The organism is Vibrio fluvialis (assembly GCF_900460245.1).
In the GTDB taxonomy this organism is placed as follows: domain Bacteria; phylum Pseudomonadota; class Gammaproteobacteria; order Enterobacterales; family Vibrionaceae; genus Vibrio; species Vibrio fluvialis.
Window position 1 is genome coordinate 1,133,507 of sequence record NZ_UHIP01000001.1, and the last position, 17,191, is coordinate 1,150,697.

The window sequence follows — 17,191 nt, forward strand, 5'->3', positions numbered from 1 at the left end:
TCCCCAATTGCTAGGAGCAGTAACAGAATGAAGAAATGGTTCGCACTGTTTTTTTGTAGTTTTTCCGTATTCGCGACGCCAAAAGAGACGCTCAGCGAGCGTTTGGCGCTGGCCGATGGCTTCAGTGCCAAGTTTGAGCAGCAGGTTGTCAGCCCCGACGGTGACGTCGTCATGGAAGGCAATGGTCTGGTCGATATTGCTCGCCCGAGTCTGTTCCGCTGGGAGACACTGGCGCCGGACGAGAATCTGCTGGTGTCGGATGGTAAATCGCTGTGGTATTACAGCCCTTTTATTGAACAGGTGACCATTTACAATCAGGAACAAGCGACCGAGCAAACGCCGTTTGTCCTGCTGACCCGTAATCGCGCCAGTGACTGGGATGCCTACCAGGTTGAAGAGAAAGGCGATGTTTTTACTCTGACGCCAACAGCGGTCGATTCGAATCAGGGTCAGTTCCAAATCACCATCGACAGCAAAGGTGTGGTAAAAGGTTTTAATGTTATTGAGCAGGATGGACAGAAGAGTCTGTTCACGTTTAATGATGTGAAACAACAAAAGCCGCAGGCAAGCCGCTTTAAGTTCGATGTTCCTGACGGTGTGGAAGTCGACGACCAACGTAATTAAATCGGGTTACACATACCCGGTAAGTGAGTACCGTGAGCAACTACAGTTTTGATTTTGCCGGGGACGAAGATTTTCGTCCCCTTGCTGCGCGAATGCGCCCACAAACCGTTGAACAATATATTGGTCAGCAACACGTTCTTGGCCCCGGTAAACCGCTGCGCCGGGCGCTGGAAGCTGGCCACATTCATTCGATGATTCTGTGGGGCCCGCCCGGCACAGGCAAAACCACTCTGGCAGAAGTTGCCGCGAACTACGCCAATGCTGAAGTGGAGCGTGTCTCGGCAGTCACTTCAGGCGTGAAAGAGATACGCGCCGCGATAGAGAAAGCACGTGAAAACAAGCTTGCAGGCCGGCGCACCATACTGTTTGTCGATGAGGTCCACCGCTTCAACAAATCGCAGCAGGATGCTTTTCTGCCACACATCGAAGACGGCACGGTGACTTTCATTGGCGCCACTACTGAAAACCCCTCTTTTGAACTCAATAACGCACTGCTGTCCCGTGCGCGCGTGTACAAACTGACGTCACTCAGCCAGACGGAAATTCGTCAGGCGTTGGATCAGGCCATTGAAGACACCGAGCGGGGTTTGGGTAAACAAGCCGCGCAGTTTCATGACAATGTTCTGGATCGCCTGTCCGAGTTGGTCAATGGTGATGCGCGCATGTCGCTCAACTATCTTGAACTGCTGTATGACATGGCAGAAGAGAACGAGCAGGGCGAAAAGCAGATCACGCTCAGCCTGCTGGCGGAAGTCGCGGGCGAAAAAGTGGCGCGTTTTGATAACAAAGGCGACATTTGGTACGACTTAATCTCAGCGGTACACAAGTCGATTCGTGGTTCGAATCCGGATGGTGCACTGTATTGGGCCGCGCGCATGATCTCAGCGGGCTGCGATCCGCTCTATATCGCACGTCGCCTGCTGGCGATTGCTTCTGAAGATGTCGGTAATGCCGACCCGCGCGCCATGCAAGTGGCGATGTCGGCGTGGGACTGTTTCACTCGGGTTGGTCCGGCAGAAGGCAATCGCGCGATTGCCCAGGCCATTGTCTATCTCGCTTGCGCGCCAAAAAGCAATGCGGTCTATACCGCCTGGAAGCAGGCACTGAGTGATGCACAGAATTTGCCCGAGTATGAAGTGCCCGTGCACCTGCGTAATGCACCAACCAGTTTGATGAAAGATCTTGGCTATGGCGCAGAGTATCGTTATGCCCATGATGAACCCGGCGCGTATGCGGCGGGTGAACGCTATCTCCCTCCTGAAATGACAGGAACTCGCTATTATCAGCCGACGAATCGGGGTTTAGAAACCAAGATTGGTGAAAAGTTAGATTATCTGGCGGATTTAGACGCAAAAAGCCCACAAAAGCGCTATGAAAATTAGCGGCTTTTCGTTATCGTTGACGGGTTAAATTTCTATACGCGTGGCTTTGATTAAAAAGGAAGCACACGCGTTTTTTCGCAACTCTTAAAGCATAGGATTAGCAATGCTGGATTCTAAATTACTTCGTACTGAGCTGGATGAAACAGCTGCAAAACTGGCGCGTCGCGGTTTTAAACTCGACGTGGACACAATTCGTACACTTGAAGAACAACGTAAGTCCATTCAAGTAGAAGTTGAAAATTTACAATCCACGCGTAACTCCATCTCCAAGCAAATTGGCCAACTGATGTCGAAAGGCGACAAAGAAGGCGCGGAAGAAGTGAAGAAACAGATCGGTACTCTGGGTGACGATCTGGACGCGAAGAAAGTGGAACTGGATGCGATTCAAAGCCAGCTTGACGCGATCACTCAAAGCGTGCCAAACCTGCCTGACGATTCTGTGCCAGACGGTAAAGACGAAAACGACAACGTTGAAGTGTCTCGTTGGGGTACACCCAAAGAGTACGATTTCGATGTGAAAGATCACGTTGACCTGGGTGAAATGGGCGACGGTCTGGACTTTGCGAGCGCAACCAAAATTACTGGTGCACGTTTTGTGATCATGAAAGGTCAGTTTGCTCGTCTGCACCGTGCAATCGCGCAATTCATGTTGGATCTGCACACAGAGCAACACGGTTACACTGAACTGTACGTGCCTTATCTGGTCAACTCAGACACGCTGTTTGGTACTGGCCAGCTACCAAAATTTGGTAAAGATCTGTTCCATACTGAACCTTTGGCAGAAAAAGCCAGCGATGAAGAACCTCGTCGCCTGTCTCTGATCCCAACTGCTGAAGTGCCGGTAACGAACCTGGTTCGTGACACCATCACTGAAGAAGCGGATTTGCCACTGAAAATGACAGCGCACACACCATGTTTCCGTTCTGAAGCGGGTTCATACGGTCGTGACACGCGTGGTTTGATTCGTATGCACCAGTTTGACAAAGTTGAGCTGGTTCAGATCACTAAGCCTGAAGACTCAATGGCAGCACTGGAAGAACTGACGGGCCACGCTGAGAAAGTTCTGCAACTGCTTGAGCTGCCATACCGCAAAGTGGTTCTGTGTACTGGCGACATGGGCTTTGGCGCATGCAAGACTTACGACTTGGAAGTTTGGGTTCCGGCTCAGAAGACTTACCGTGAAATCTCTTCTTGTTCAAACATGTGGGATTTCCAGGCTCGTCGCATGCAAGCACGCTTCCGTCGTAAAGGCGAGAAAAAACCTGAACTGGTTCACACGCTGAACGGCTCTGGTCTGGCGGTTGGTCGTACCATGGTTGCGATTCTGGAAAACTACCAGCAAGCTGACGGTCGCATCGCAATCCCAGCGGTACTGCAAAAGTACATGGGCGGCGTGACTCACATCGGCTAAGCCAGTCTGAGTGAACAGGTACAAAAAAACGGAGTGTGTAAACACTCCGTTTTTTTATGTGCTGAACACAGCAAGGCAACGTTACTTTCAGCCGCGTTGCCCAATCAATGGTCGGGCAGGCGGGGCTGAGAGCGCTTGTTAGCTCTCTGCTTTCACTGTGGCTTGTCGCGGCTGGTGTTTGAGGAACACGGCAACGATGGCAGCAATCGCCAGTGCAAAACAGTAGTAGGAGTTTGCGACGATTTCCAGCGGTGACAGCTTAAACACAGAGCCAAGCAGCAGTACCTGAGCGCCATAAGGCAGAATGCCTTGTACCACGCACGAGAAGATATCCAACAAACTTGCTGAGCGGCGGGGTGAGACATCGTTCTCCTCAGCTAACTGACGAGCCACGCTGCCTGAGACAATAATCGCGACGGTGTTGTTCGCGGTGCAGCCGTTCACCAGCGAAACCAGTCCGGCAATACCCAGTTCACTCGCACGGCTGTTCGCGTGTTTTGAGTGGCGTGAGCCAAAGGTATTGATCAAACGGCTGACCAGATTAGTCAGAAAAGCCAGTCCGCCTTGACGACGCATCAGTTCGCTCAATCCACCAATCAGCATAGACAGCAGGAAGATCTCCTGCATGTTGCCAAATCCGGCGTAGATATCCTGAGCCAGATTGGTGAGCGCGTAGCCATCGACCGACGCCAGACCCACACCGCCTGCAAGCAAAATACCGATAGTCAGGACCACAAAGACGTTCATCCCAGAGACAGCCAACACCAGAATCGTGATGTACGGCAGCACTTTCAGCCACTCAATCGGGCCGGCTTGCGGCACTTGTGTCGCGGTGCTGTGGTAAGCGAACACGACCAACGCAATCAGCGCGGCTGGTAATGCGATGCGAACGTTCTCTTTGAACTTGTCTTTCATTTCGCAGCCTTGCGAGCGCGTTGCCGCAATCGTGGTGTCCGAGATGATCGACAGGTTGTCACCAAACATCGCGCCGCTCAGGACGACGCCGGCAGTTATTGGTAAGCTCATTCCGGCCGATTGCGCAATGCCAAGTGCAACCGGTGCTACCGCAGCGATGGTCCCCATCGAGGTACCCATTGAGGTGGCGATGAAGGCGGAGATCAGAAACAAACCAGGCAGAATCATGTTGGTTGGAATGGCTGACAAACCGAGGTTGACGGTCGCATCCACACCTCCAGAAGCCTTAGCAACGGCGGCAAAGGCACCCGCCAGTAAATAGATCATGCACATCGCGATGATGTCTTGATGGCCGACGCCATGCATAAAGTGCTCAATAGAGCGGCTGAGCTTATCTTTGCTCAACAGAAAAGCGATGATGATAGCAGGCAGAATCGCAATCGGTGCAGGTAATTGATAAAAGGCAAACTCAACGCCTTGCAAAGACAAGTAAGTACCTACACCAATAAACAGTGCAAGAAAGATAATCAGTGGGATCAGCGCGACCGCGGACGGTGCAACTGTTTTCGTAGTGTGCTGGGAACCGGACATGTAAACGACAAACTTAAATATAGAAAGGCGTGAAGACTAATCGCCTCGCTGATGAATGTCAACGTCTAGACGTCTAAATGGCTGGTTAAGCGTTGTCCGTTATTGTCAAACCCGTAGTTAGTTGGTTGCTCGAATTGGTGTTGAATTTCAGGGCAGTCTGCACTTCACTGGTGCAACGAAAACAGACGTATGTTGCTAACTTATTGAAAGATAAAAGCGCAAAAGTTGGTATAAGGTTTGCTCTGTCTATATCGATTAAAGATATTTGTTAATACCTAGGCAAAGGCGCCTTACTTCTCGGAAGTAAGGCGCTTTTTATTTGCCTTGAGCACAAGGAAGTGATGATGACTCAAGCCAATATTCTCACAACGTGTCCATACTGTGGTGTCGGGTGTGGCGTGTCAGCCAACCGCGAGACGACCGTTGGGGACAAAACACACCCGGCGAACCAGGGCGCGCTGTGCGTCAAAGGTTCTGCATTAGCTGAAAGCCTCAATATGCCCAGCCGTTTGCTGTATCCCAAACTCAGAGGCCAAGAAATCCAGTGGGATGCGGCAATTGACGATATTGCCACTCGTATTCATCAGGCAATTGAGCAGCACGGACCGGATTCGGTGGCGATGTATGTCTCAGGTCAGATCCTGACTGAGGATTACTACGTCGCCAACAAGCTGATGAAAGGCTACGTGGGCAGCGCCAACATCGATACCAACTCCCGTCTGTGCATGTCGTCGGCGGTGGCCGCGCATGTTCGCGCTTTTGGCGAAGATGTGGTTCCCGTTAATTACGATGACATCGATCAAACGGACCTACTGGTGCTGGTGGGGGCCAACAGTGCCTGGACGCATCCGGTGCTGTTTCGTCGTATTCAGCAGGCGCGCGAACAAAATCCCAGACTCAAGCTGGTGGTGATTGACCCGCGGCGCACCGTCACCGCTGAGCAGGCCGATTTGCATCTGGCGATCGCAAATGATGGTGATGTCTTGCTGTATAACGGCCTGCTGCGCTTTATGAAAGACAGTGGCACGCTCCATCAGACGTATATCGACGAGCACACGCAGGGTTTTGAGGCCTTATTAACGGAAATTTCCGATGAGCGTTACCAGCTCAGTCACGTCAGCCGAGCGCTGGATGTTGACGATGAGGCGCTGCGCACTTTTTACCGCTGGTTTGCTTCCAGCCCGACGGCGTTGACGCTGTTTTGCCAGGGTGTGAACCAGTCCGTATCGGGGGTGGATAAAGGCAACGCTATCATCAATGCACATCTGGCGAGCGGTAAAATCGGTCGCGAAGGCTGCGGGCCATTCTCGCTCACTGGTCAGCCCAATGCGATGGGCGGACGCGAAGTCGGCGGGCTGGCGAATCAACTCGCTGTGCACCGCGGTTTTGATGACATCGCCTGCCAGCAAGTACAGACGTTCTGGCAATCGCCAACCATCGCGGATAAACCGGGCTTGAAAGCGCTGGATCTGTTTGATGCCGTCGAAGCTGGGCACATTAAGGTGCTGTGGATCATGGCCACCAACCCGGTTGTCTCGTTGCCAGACAGCGATCGTATCCGTAGAGCTTTGAAACACTGCGACTTTGTGATTGTGTCGGATATTACCGCCAGCAGCGATGTTGCCGAGTATGCGGATCTGTTGCTGCCTGCCGCAGGTTGGGGTGAAAAACAGGGCATGGTCACCAACTCCGAGCGCCGTTTGTCGCGTCAGCGCGCCTTTCTTGCCGCGCCCGGAGAAGCCAAACCGGATTGGTGGGCGGTGAGCCAAGTCGGGAGTGCGTTATGTTCACGCCTGAACATCGCTGACGGGTTTGCGTTTCAAAGCGTAGCGGATGTGTTTCGCGAATACGCGGGGCTGACGGGCATCAACCGGGGTACGCCCTATCTGCTCGATCTGTCGATGTTTGCAACGATGAGTGACGATGAGTATGAGCGCTGGACGCCGGTGCAATGGCCGCTGACACGCAGTGCGCCATATCGCGACGGCCAGTTTTCAACGCCATCCGGACGTGCCAATTTTATCGCCGTTGAGCCTCATGAGGTGCCAAGCGGTGAGTGGTGGCTCAATACCGGGCGTCAGCGCGATCAATGGCACACCATGACCCGCACCGGACACATTGCCAAACTGGCAGCGGCAGAAGTCGAACCGACGCTCTACGTCAACAAACTTGCGGGCCAGTCGATTGGCCTCAAGGAAGGGGAAATCGCCGCGCTGCGCAGTGACAGCCAAACTCAGTGCGTGTTCGCGCGCGTGGCGTTTGATGAGGGGCTGAAAGGAAAGCAGCTATTTATGTCCATGCACTGGGCCGGGCGTTACAGCGCGCACTCTCAGGTCAATCGTGCCGTGCTGCGCGCGGCCGACCCCATCTCCGGTCAGCCTGCGTTTAAGTCGGCTCACGTGCATCTTGCGCCCGTCACCATGCAAAGTTACGGCCTGTATGTCGGCGCGTCCCGCACGCTACCAGAATGTGATTATGTCAGCTATCAGCAGGAAGAACGCCTTGGTGTGACGCGTTTCGCCTCACTAACGGAGCTGGGCAAAGGTCAGTTTGAATTGCTCAGCGGCGAGCAGGTGCTGCGTTGGGATCTGCCGCAAGGCTGGATGATGGTCATCGGGCGCGCAAAAGCTGATACACCTGCGATGGAAGTGACTGGCATCCTGATGGTCTCCACCCAACCCGTCGAGCAGGAGTACACCGCGATGGTGGCGCTGATTGGCAAGCCATTGCAGCTGGGTTCTGTGCTCGCACTTGCCGGGGAAACCGTAACCAGCCAGTTGGTGTGCAGCTGCTTTCGCGTCACGGACAAACAGATTCAACACGCGATGGCGCAGGATGGCTGCGTGACGCTCAACCAGTTACAGAGCAAATTGAAGTGCGGCACGAACTGCGGTTCCTGCCTGCCGGAAGTCAACAAATTGCTGGCCAGCCGTTCTGTGCTGGTGATGGCGAAACCTTAATCTCAGGAGTCGAGCCATGAAAACCGATTCAACCCCACGATTTGCGCGCAGTCCCCGCTCTGACGCGACCTCCTTTACGGTGCATGATCGCTTCTATCAGAACAGCCCAAGCGCGCCGAAGACAAGCCAACCTGCTGGTCAAAAAGGCTTTGTGTTTCTGGTCGGCGCGGGGCCGAGCGATCCGGACTTACTCACCGTCAAAGCCGTGAAAGTCCTGCAACACGCTGATGTGGTGGTCTATGACCGCTTAGTCGGCCGCGATATTCTCGAACTCGCCAATCCCGATACGCAGATGGTGTATGTGGGTAAACGTTGCGGACAGCCGAGTATGAAACAGGAAGCCATCAGCGCGCTGCTGGTCGATTTCGCTCAGCAAGGTAAACAGGTAGTGCGGCTGAAAGGCGGCGATCCGTTCATCTTTGGCCGCGGTGGTGAAGAGGCGCTGGCGCTGGTCAAACATAACATTGCTTATCAAGTGGTACCGGGCATTACAGCCGCTATCGGTTGTGCGTCAAGCGCGTTGATTCCGCTGACACATCGAGAGGTCTCGCGCAGCGTGACGTTAATCACCGGCCAAGTCGTCACGGGTGCATTGCCTGCCTGGGCGGGTTTGGTGAGCAGCGGTCAGACGCTGGTGTTCTACATGGGGCTGGAAAAAGCAGACGCGATTGAACAGGGTTTAATGTCCGCGGGTCTCAGTGGTTCAACGCCGGTTGCTGTGGTCGGCCAAGGCTGTTCTGAGCAGCAAACGGTCGTGACCTTTGAGCTCAATCAGCTCACACAAACAGCAAATGCACTCAAAGGTCTCAGTCCGGCATTGATCATTATGGGAGACGTGGTAAAACTTCGGGAGCAACTGATGCAAACGGCGCACGCGGTGACCCAGTCACATTCGCAACCTGCACGCGCCCCGGCTTATTAAGAGGACTCAATGAGCACAATTCTGGACTGTATTCGTACTGTCGGCCGCGGTGAACGCGGCCGCAAACCGCTCAGTTTTGAGCAGGCATTTCAGGTGATGGATGACTACCTGAACGGAGACGTGGGCGATGATCAGATGGCGATGCTGCTGATGCTGATCCGAGTGCAAAACGAAACCAATGCTGAGATCGCCGGATTTGTGAAAGCGTTTCAGTCCCGAGTGCCGAGTATTGGCGCGGAGATTGACTGGCCGTGTTACGCCGGAAAACGTGCCGCGGCGGGTAAACCCTGGCATCTGCTGGCCGCCAAAATCATGGCTGACAACGGACACAAAGTACTGATGCACGGCTACAACGACAAACCGGCGTCACGTGAGCATGCAGAAGCTTATTTGGCCGCGTGTGAGGTTCCGCTTGCCAAGGATGCAGAGCAGGCCAAAGCGCTGCTGCAACAAGGCAACATTGCGTATCTGCCGCTGCGTCATTTTGCGCCGCAAGCCGAGGTGATGATTGGCTGGAAAAACCGCTACGGCCTGCGCACGCCGATCAACACGGTAGTGCGGGCGCTGAATCCTGGCGGCGGTGAAATTGGTCTGCGAGGCAGTTTCCATCCGGGTTTTCAACAACTGCACGCAGAAGTTGAGCACGTGATTGGCAAAACTGCCCATGCGGTTGTCTCATTTAAAGGCCAGTCCGGTGAGTCGGAGTACAATCCGAAGGTGAGCCAGACGGTGTGGCTCAGCCAGACCGATGGCGTGCACTCTTACTATTGGCCTGAGCAGTTTGTCTCAGACATCGCGCTGCCTAACACTTGCCCACTGGGTACACCGCAAGAAGAGTGGGTCCAGATGGCGAACAGTGTCGTTGCGACCATGACCGCTGTGCTGTTTGCGAAAACGCTCGACCGCGATACCGCGATGGCGACGGCCTTTCGCTATTGGCAAACCTATGTCGATACGCACTGATTCACCCCTGCGTTTTTCTCCTCTGCCACATCAAATGGCGGATTGACGCAACAAAGCGACTAAGTCATTAAACTATCACATCGTGAAGTCAACATGTGTCACCGTTCCTGAGCGCTTCTCTGTAACAAGAGGGCGCCGGGAAGGTCGTGAGCACTTTTGGGTGCACCGACCAATCTAGCCCTAAAGAGTTATAAATTGTCAGATATTAACTTTATCTTATTGTTTTTATTGAGCTAAATTTCGCGCCTTCAACATGGCGCACTCCTTGCAGTTTCATTCCATAGAGTTTGAACACAACAAGGAATGGCTATGTCTCTTTCTCACTCTTCTCAATCCATTGTGGTGTGCTGTGACAGCGTCAGCGATCAGGCCGGGATCAGTGCCAAACTTGCGTTGCACTACGACCAGATCCTGCTCTGCCAACTGGCTCAGTTGGAGCGCATGATCGACAAAGAATCTTCACCCACCGTGGTGGTGTCGTGGCGTCAACCGAGTGCAGAGCTGCGGCTCATTGTTGAGTTTTGTTCCCAGCGCAAGGTGCCGCTTCTGGTGATTCTTAAACAGCTTCAGGTGAACGATATCAATCGCTTACCGCAACATCACGATTTCGTTTTGTTGCCTTTTGACTCGGCGTTTGAGCTCAAGCCCTGGATTGATTATGCCAAGCAGGTGCGTGAGACCAGTATGGCGATGGCGCAGGAAATCGAGTCGTTGACGCAAAAACTGGAAGAGCGTAAATGGGTCGAAAAGGCCAAAGGGATACTGATGCGTCTGCATGGTTTGGATGAAGATAAAGCGTATCGCGCACTGCGCAGTAGCGCGATGCAATCGAGCCTGTCACTGGCGCAGGTGGCGAAGAACGTGATTCACACTATGGAAGGTCTGGGTGTTTGATAATACTTTGGGGTTAGGCGGAATTCTTATCACTGGTGCACTTTGCACATAAACAAAGCACGAAAACAGTAAATATCTCAGAAGTTCAACTTAACCTATTGATAAATAATAACTATAAAAACTGGCATGTAACTTGGATTGTCATCTTCAGTAACGGAAATGAAGTACATCCGACAATTTGGAATAAGCCGCAAGGCTGCTGACCCACATCATCAACGGCGGTGATGACGGAAATAGCAAAGGCGCTACTGCTCTGAGAAGCAGTAGCGCCTTTTTTGTGGCTTTTTGAATCAAGCAAGTTTTGGAATCAGACAGGATTTGTAATCAAGGAAAGGGAGTATTGCGATGCAATCGAAAACACCATGGATGCGCAGCTTACTGTTGAGCGCTTCACTGCTGAGCGCCGGAGCCTATGCTCAGGTGGGTGAGCCAGAGTTGGAAGATTTGAAGTTCGGCTTTATCAAACTGACGGATATGGCACCACTTGCCGTCGCTTATGAAAAAGGCTTTTTTGAAGACGAAGGACTGTACGTCACGCTCGAAGCACAGGCGAACTGGAAAGTGCTGCTTGATCGCGTGATTGACGGCGAACTGGATGGCGCGCATATGCTGGCGGGCCAGCCGCTGGGTGCGACGATTGGTATCGGCACCAAAGCAGAAGTCATCACGGCGTTCAGTATGGATCTTAACGGCAACGCCATCACCGTTTCCAATGATACCTGGGAGCAGATGAAGCCGTTTTTGAGCAAAGAGAGCGACGGCAAAATCGTTCACCCCATTAAAGCGGATGCTCTGAAACCTGTGGTGCAGCAATATCGCGACCAAGGCAAACCTTTCAACATGGGTATGGTGTTTCCGGTCTCGACGCACAACTACGAGCTGCGTTACTGGCTGGCGGCAGGCGGTATCAATCCGGGCTACTACGCACCGCAATCGGGGGACAACAGCGGTCAGTTGAAAGCCGACGTCCTGCTCAGCGTCACCCCACCACCACAAATGCCAGCGACCATGGAAGCGGGCACCATCAAAGGCTACTGCGTGGGTGAACCGTGGAACCAGCAGGCGGTGTTCAAAGGCATCGGCGTTCCGGTGGTCACGGATTACGAGATCTGGAAAAACAACCCGGAAAAAGTGTTTGGCGTATCAAAAGCGTGGGCGGAGAAATATCCGAATACGCACATTCGCGTGGTGAAAGCCTTGATTCGTGCTGCGCACTGGCTGGATGAAAACAACAACGCCAACCGCAGCGAAGCCGTGGCGATGCTGTCGAAAAGTCAGTATGTCGGTGCCGATAAAGAAGTGATTGCCAACTCCATGACAGGCACCTTTGAGTACGAAAAAGGTGACAAACGTGAGGTGCCGGATTTCAACGTGTTCTTCCGTCATAACGCAACCTATCCGTACTACAGCGATGCGATTTGGTATCTGACTCAGATGCGCCGCTGGGGCCAGATTGCGGATGCCAAATCGGACGACTGGTACATGAATATCGCCAAAGAGGTCTACCGTCCGGATATCTATCAGCAGGCGGCGGAATCTCTGATTGAAGATGGTGTGATGAGCGCGAAAGACTTTCCGGATTTCAACCATGAAGACGGTTTCCGTGCGCCACAGAAACACTTCATCGATGACATCGTCTACGACGGCCATCAACCGAACGCTTACCTCAACAAGTTCGCTATCGGTCTGAAGGGTAACGACAAAGTATAAAACACGGGGTCTGGTGCTTTGGGTCAATGCCACACGGCTGCACCAGACCAGCCTTCACAGGGACGAGACGCAATAGCGCAAGGAGTTTGCTATGTCGAGCAATGTAATTTCACTGATCCCCAGTCGCGAAAAAGTGGTCAGCCGCAGTAAAGTGATGCTGATGCCACTGATTGGAATCCTTATCTTTCTGATGTTCTGGCACCTCGCCGCCAGACAAGTCGAAACGTCACTCGGTACGCTGCCAGGACCGGTGCAGACGTTCGCCCAGTTCAGCAACTTGGTTAATGAACACTTCAAAGAGCGAGAAAAAGAGCACGCTTTTATTGAACGCCAGGAGAAGCGTAACGCTGCCAAATTGGCCAAAGACCCCAATGCGGATGTCCGCATTCGTCCGTACACCGGTAAACCGACATTCTTTGATCAGATCGGGACCAGCCTGGTCACGGTGGCGGCGGGGTTTGCGCTGGCGTCTTTGATTGCGATACCGCTTGGTATTGTACTGGGGCTCAACCACGGACTGTATCAGGCATTCAACCCCATCATTCAACTGCTGAAACCGGTATCGCCACTGGCTTGGCTACCGATTGTCACCATGGTGGTGAGTGCGACTTACGTCAGCGATGACCCGATGTTTGCCAAATCGTTCGTCAACTCGCTGTTTACCGTGGCGCTGTGCAGCTTGTGGCCCACGCTGATCAATACCGCGGTTGGCGTCACCAGTGTGGATAAAGACCTGATTAACGTGAGCAAGGTGCTGCGCCTGTCGTGGTGGCAACATATTCGCACCATCGTGTTGCCCTCAGCGATTCCGATGATCTTCACCGGGCTGCGGTTGTCGCTCGGGATTGCCTGGATGGTGCTGATTGCCGCAGAGATGCTGGCGCAGAACCCGGGCCTCGGCAAGTTCGTGTGGGATGAATTTCAAAATGGCAGCTCTGCGTCGCTGGGGCGAATTATGGTGGCGGTGATTGCGATTGGCTTTATCGGGCTGCTGTTGGATCGCGGCATGCTGCAACTGCAAAAACATCTGTCTTGGAACAAACAGCAAGCGCTGCGTTAAGGAGAACGGCATATGTCCAAAGCATTTTTAGATTTAACCCAACTCGGCATGCGCTTTCCCACGCCACAAGGTGAGTTTGTCGCGCTGAAAAACGTCGACCTGCAGATCCAAAAAGGCGAGTTCATTTCACTGATTGGCCACTCAGGTTGCGGCAAGTCAACCGTGCTTAACCTGGTCGCGGGCCTTCACATGCCCACCGACGGCGGAGTGATTGTGGATGGACGCGAAGTCGATGGCCCTGGGCCAGAGCGCGCGGTGGTATTTCAGAACCATTCGCTGCTGCCGTGGCTGACGGTGTACCAAAACGTTGAGCTGGCGGTGAAACAGGTCGCCAAAGGACAAAGTAAAGCCCAAATTAAACAGCAGGTTGAACATTATCTCGACCTGATCCAAATGGCGCACGCCTCGGATAAGAAGCCGGATGAGATCTCGGGTGGGATGAAGCAGCGCGTCGGTATTGCCCGCGCGCTGGCACTGCAACCGAAAGTGTTGTTGATGGATGAACCGTTCGGCGCACTCGACGCCTTAACCCGTGCTCGTTTGCAGGATGCGCTGATGGAGATTCAAGCCGATCTGAATAACACCGTCATCATGATCACCCATGACGTGGACGAAGCGGTGCTGCTGTCGGACAAAATCGTCATGATGACCAACGGCCCGGCTGCGACGGTCGGCGAAGTGCTCAACATTGAACTGCCGCGCCCACGCAATCGCGTTCAATTGGCGGATGACCCGACGTATCAGAAATATCGTCAGTCGGTACTGCGCTTTTTGTATGAGAAACAATCGAAATCTGAAGGTCGTCAACCTGCTACTGCAACGGTCGCCAAAACTGCATAAGGAAACGCAAAATGATGGAACATATTGTCATTATCGGCAACGGAATGGTCGGTCACCATCTGGTTGCTAAGCTGGTGGAAAAACAAGCCCACCTTGAAAAACGGATTACCGTGATTGGCGAGGAGCGTTTTATCGCTTACGACCGCGTACAACTCTCGTCGCTGTTCTCCGGTAAATCGCATGATGATCTGATGCTGAGCAGCGAAGAGTGGTATCAAAAACACGGGATCAATCTGATTCTGGGTAGCCAGGTCACGGCCATTAACCGAGTGCAGAAAAGCATTATTCTGGATGACGAAGATGTGCTGGGTTACGACTCCCTCGTGCTGGCAACCGGTTCTTATCCGTTTGTGCCCCCCGTACCGGGTTCAGAGCGTGACAACGTCTTTGTCTACCGGACTTTGGACGACCTGTCTGCGATTCGCAATGCGTGTGAACATGCTCGCACGGGGGCGGTGATCGGTGGTGGTCTGCTGGGATTAGAAGCGGCCAACGCGCTGCGTCTGCTGGGATTAGAAACGCACGTAATCGAATTCGCGCCGCGACTCATGCCGGTTCAGCTCGATGATGGTGCGGGTGGTGTGCTGAAACAGAAAATTGAGCAGCTTGGTCTGACGGTGCATACCTCAACGGGTACTGAGCGCATCATTGACGGCGAAAGCGCCAAGCATCGCATGGTATTCAAAGATGCAGAGCCGCTGGAAGTGGACGTGATTGTGTTTTCTGCCGGCATTCGCCCGCAGGATGCGTTGGCGCGTCAGTCCGGTTTAGCGGTGGGCGAACGTGGCGGCATTGTCATTTCCGACAGTTGCCAAACCAGCGACGAGAACATCTACGCCATTGGCGAATGTGCGCTGTGGCAACAACGGATTTTTGGCCTGGTGGCACCGGGGTACGCCATGGCGCGCGCCGTGGCTGACCAGTTGATGGGACATAGCGGCAGTTTCACGGGGGCGGACATGAGTACCAAACTCAAACTGTTGGGGGTGGATGTGGCCTCAATTGGTGACGCGCAGATGCAAACCGCGGGCGCGCAGGAACTGGTGTTGCAGGACACGGTACAGGGAACCTACAAAAAACTGATAGTCGATGCGAGTGGTACCCAATTACTCGGCGCGATTCTGGTGGGTGACAACAGCGACTACGATGCGTTACTGCAGGCGTATCTCAACCAAACCGTGCTGCCTGATCATCCGGCGCACCTGTTGTTTGATACGTCGATGCTGAGCGGCGAAGTATCGGACGACACCATGATCTGTTCGTGCCACAACGTCACCAAAGGCGCGCTGGTGGCTGCGATTCATGCTGGCGCGACCGAGCTCAATGAACTCAAATCCGTCACCAAAGCGGGCACGGGCTGTGGCGGCTGTTCCAGCATGGTGAAATCGGTGCTGGACGCTGAACTGGTGGCCATGGGCGTGGAAGTGAACAATCATATTTGTGAACACTTTGAATACTCCCGTCAGGAGCTGTTCCACATTTGCCAGGTTGAAGAAATCAAAGATTTCGACACCTTGCTGGAGAAACACGGCCACGGCTTGGGTTGTGATTTGTGTAAACCGACCGCGGCTTCGGTATTTGCCTCTTTGTGGAACGAGCACATTATGGAGCCGAAGCTGAGTGCGCTGCAGGACTCCAACGATGCCTTTATGGCGAATCTGCAAAAAGACGGCTCTTATTCTGTGGTGCCACGCGTGCCGGGCGGCGAAATAACGCCGGAAAAACTGATCGTGCTGGGGGAAGTGGCGAAGCAGTACGATCTGTACACCAAGATCACCGGTGGTCAGCGGGTTGACTTGTTCGGCGCGCAAATGGAGCAACTTCCTGAGATCTGGCGCACCTTGATTAACGCCGGCTTTGAGACCGGCCATGCGTACGGTAAGTCGGTGCGAACGGTGAAATCGTGTGTCGGTTCAACCTGGTGCCGCTATGGCGTGGATGACTCGGTTGGGCTGGCGATTGAGCTGGAGAATCGCTACAAAGGCTTGCGCGCACCGCACAAACTCAAGTTTGCCGTCTCGGGTTGTACACGCGAATGTGCTGAAGCGCAGAGCAAAGATATCGGTGTCATTGCGACCGAAAAGGGTTGGAACCTGTATGTGTGCGGTAATGGCGGTATGCGCCCCCGTCATGCCGACCTGCTGGCTTCTGACTTAACCAAATCGCAGCTTGTGACCTTGATTGATCGGGTGTTGATGTTCTATGTCCGCACTGCTGACAAGCTACAACGCACATCGGTGTGGCTCGACAATCTGGAGGGCGGTCTGGATTATCTCAAACAGGTGGTGCTGGAGGATTCGCTCGGACTGGGTGAACAACTGGAAAACCAGATGCAGCGTGTGGTCGATACCTATCAATGCGAGTGGAAAAGTACGCTTGAAAATGAGGACAAACTGCGTAAGTTCCGTCCGTTCATTAATCACGAACAGGGCAGCGTGAGCCTGCCATATCAGCGCCTGCGTGGGCAGCGTATTCCGGTTAGCGAGGAGATATCATCATGAAACAACAAGTGTGTCATTTGAGCGAGCTGACGCCATTTCAAGGATGTGGCGCGTGGATTGGCGATCAACAAGCAGCGCTATTTTATCTGCCCGGTGATGAGCCGCACGTGTATGCGCTGCAAAACTGGGACCCCATTGGCAAGGCTTATGTGATGGCTCGCGGCATTGTCGGTGATGTGAAAGGAGAGCCGTGCGTTGCCTCGCCGCTCTACAAACAACATTTCAGCTTACTGACAGGGCAGTGTGTGGAAAAACCGGATGTGGCGCTGAAGACCTGGCGTGTGTTGGTGGAAGAGGGGCAGGTGTACGTGCTGCTGAGTGAAACGGCGCTCGCTTGACAAATCAAACAGTTAACTCAAAAACCTGGCCTCAGTCGCCAGGTTTTTGTTGTTTCTACGAATGACGGGATCTTTTCTCA

General features: G+C 53.5%; 13 protein-coding genes. 12 read left to right on the forward strand and 1 reads right to left on the reverse strand.

The window, feature by feature from the left end; all coding sequences use genetic code 11:
• Nucleotides 1–27 precede the first annotated feature (27 nt).
• The 3 genes from lolA to serS all read left to right on the forward strand — a co-directional run bounded on the left by lolA (nt 28) and on the right by serS (nt 3,417).
• Nucleotides 28–624 carry an outer membrane lipoprotein periplasmic chaperone LolA gene (lolA, locus tag DYA43_RS05450; protein ID WP_020330170.1) on the forward strand — a complete coding sequence of 199 codons (597 nt, stop codon included), beginning with the start codon at nt 28–30 and terminating at the stop codon, nt 622–624.
• Between the two features lie 32 nt (nt 625–656).
• On the forward strand, nt 657–2,006 hold the full coding sequence (locus tag DYA43_RS05455; RefSeq protein ID WP_055453071.1) for a replication-associated recombination protein A: 1,350 nt from the start codon (nt 657–659) through the stop codon (nt 2,004–2,006).
• Between the two features lie 103 nt (nt 2,007–2,109).
• On the forward strand, nt 2,110–3,417 hold the full coding sequence (serS, locus tag DYA43_RS05460; RefSeq protein ID WP_004725316.1) for a serine--tRNA ligase: 1,308 nt from the start codon (nt 2,110–2,112) through the stop codon (nt 3,415–3,417).
• 138 nt (nt 3,418–3,555) lie between these two features.
• Here the strand turns inward: serS and DYA43_RS05465 are convergent, their stop codons facing one another.
• Nucleotides 3,556–4,923: a Na+/H+ antiporter NhaC family protein gene (locus DYA43_RS05465; protein WP_020330173.1), complete on the reverse strand. Its 1,368-nt coding sequence runs from the start codon at nt 4,921–4,923 to the stop codon at nt 3,556–3,558.
• Nucleotides 4,924–5,267: 344 nt separating this feature from the next.
• Between DYA43_RS05465 and DYA43_RS05470 the strand changes: the two genes are divergently transcribed.
• From DYA43_RS05470 to nirD, 9 genes are all read left to right on the forward strand, one after another.
• Complete coding sequence (locus DYA43_RS05470; protein WP_061056393.1) at nt 5,268–7,883, forward strand: nitrate reductase; 2,616 nt, start codon at nt 5,268–5,270, stop codon at nt 7,881–7,883.
• 16 nt (nt 7,884–7,899) lie between these two features.
• Nucleotides 7,900–8,805 (forward strand): uroporphyrinogen-III C-methyltransferase, encoded by a 906-nt coding sequence (gene cobA / locus DYA43_RS05475; RefSeq protein WP_061056394.1) that lies wholly within the window; start codon nt 7,900–7,902, stop codon nt 8,803–8,805.
• 9 nt (nt 8,806–8,814) lie between these two features.
• Entirely contained in the window at nt 8,815–9,768 is a 954-nt protein-coding gene (locus tag DYA43_RS05480; protein WP_047458219.1) for a glycosyl transferase family protein, read from the forward strand.
• Nucleotides 9,769–10,077: 309 nt separating this feature from the next.
• The gene (locus tag DYA43_RS05485; protein WP_020330177.1) at nt 10,078–10,662 is read left to right on the forward strand and encodes an ANTAR domain-containing response regulator; all 585 of its coding nucleotides are present in this window, start codon (nt 10,078–10,080) and stop codon (nt 10,660–10,662) included.
• A gap of 366 nt (nt 10,663–11,028) precedes the next feature.
• Nucleotides 11,029–12,372 carry a CmpA/NrtA family ABC transporter substrate-binding protein gene (locus DYA43_RS05490; protein ID WP_172465287.1) on the forward strand — a complete coding sequence of 448 codons (1,344 nt, stop codon included), beginning with the start codon at nt 11,029–11,031 and terminating at the stop codon, nt 12,370–12,372.
• Between the two features lie 91 nt (nt 12,373–12,463).
• Nucleotides 12,464–13,432, forward strand: a complete 969-nt coding sequence (locus DYA43_RS05495; protein ID WP_004725329.1) for an ABC transporter permease — start codon at nt 12,464–12,466, stop codon at nt 13,430–13,432.
• A gap of 12 nt (nt 13,433–13,444) precedes the next feature.
• Nucleotides 13,445–14,272 (forward strand): ABC transporter ATP-binding protein, encoded by an 828-nt coding sequence (locus tag DYA43_RS05500; protein WP_061056395.1) that lies wholly within the window; start codon nt 13,445–13,447, stop codon nt 14,270–14,272.
• 14 nt (nt 14,273–14,286) lie between these two features.
• Nucleotides 14,287–16,773: a nitrite reductase large subunit NirB gene (nirB, locus tag DYA43_RS05505; RefSeq protein WP_061057203.1), complete on the forward strand. Its 2,487-nt coding sequence runs from the start codon at nt 14,287–14,289 to the stop codon at nt 16,771–16,773.
• Complete coding sequence (gene nirD, locus DYA43_RS05510; RefSeq protein WP_055453075.1) at nt 16,770–17,111, forward strand: nitrite reductase small subunit NirD; 342 nt, start codon at nt 16,770–16,772, stop codon at nt 17,109–17,111. Before nirB ends, nirD begins: the two co-directional genes overlap by 4 nt.
• Nucleotides 17,112–17,191 lie beyond the last annotated feature (80 nt).

Coding starts and splice junctions, on each gene's coding strand:
- lolA (WP_020330170.1), top strand. CDS start 28: ATGAAGAAATGGTTCGCACTGTTTTTTTGTAGTTTTTCCGTATTCGCG.
- serS (WP_004725316.1), top strand. CDS start 2,110: ATGCTGGATTCTAAATTACTTCGTACTGAGCTGGATGAAACAGCTGCA.
- DYA43_RS05465 (WP_020330173.1), bottom strand. CDS start 4,923: ATGTCCGGTTCCCAGCACACTACGAAAACAGTTGCACCGTCCGCGGTC.
- DYA43_RS05470 (WP_061056393.1), top strand. CDS start 5,268: ATGACTCAAGCCAATATTCTCACAACGTGTCCATACTGTGGTGTCGGG.
- cobA (WP_061056394.1), top strand. CDS start 7,900: ATGAAAACCGATTCAACCCCACGATTTGCGCGCAGTCCCCGCTCTGAC.
- DYA43_RS05480 (WP_047458219.1), top strand. CDS start 8,815: ATGAGCACAATTCTGGACTGTATTCGTACTGTCGGCCGCGGTGAACGC.
- DYA43_RS05485 (WP_020330177.1), top strand. CDS start 10,078: ATGTCTCTTTCTCACTCTTCTCAATCCATTGTGGTGTGCTGTGACAGC.
- DYA43_RS05490 (WP_172465287.1), top strand. CDS start 11,029: ATGCGCAGCTTACTGTTGAGCGCTTCACTGCTGAGCGCCGGAGCCTAT.
- DYA43_RS05495 (WP_004725329.1), top strand. CDS start 12,464: ATGTCGAGCAATGTAATTTCACTGATCCCCAGTCGCGAAAAAGTGGTC.
- DYA43_RS05500 (WP_061056395.1), top strand. CDS start 13,445: ATGTCCAAAGCATTTTTAGATTTAACCCAACTCGGCATGCGCTTTCCC.
- nirB (WP_061057203.1), top strand. CDS start 14,287: ATGGAACATATTGTCATTATCGGCAACGGAATGGTCGGTCACCATCTG.
- nirD (WP_055453075.1), top strand. CDS start 16,770: ATGAAACAACAAGTGTGTCATTTGAGCGAGCTGACGCCATTTCAAGGA.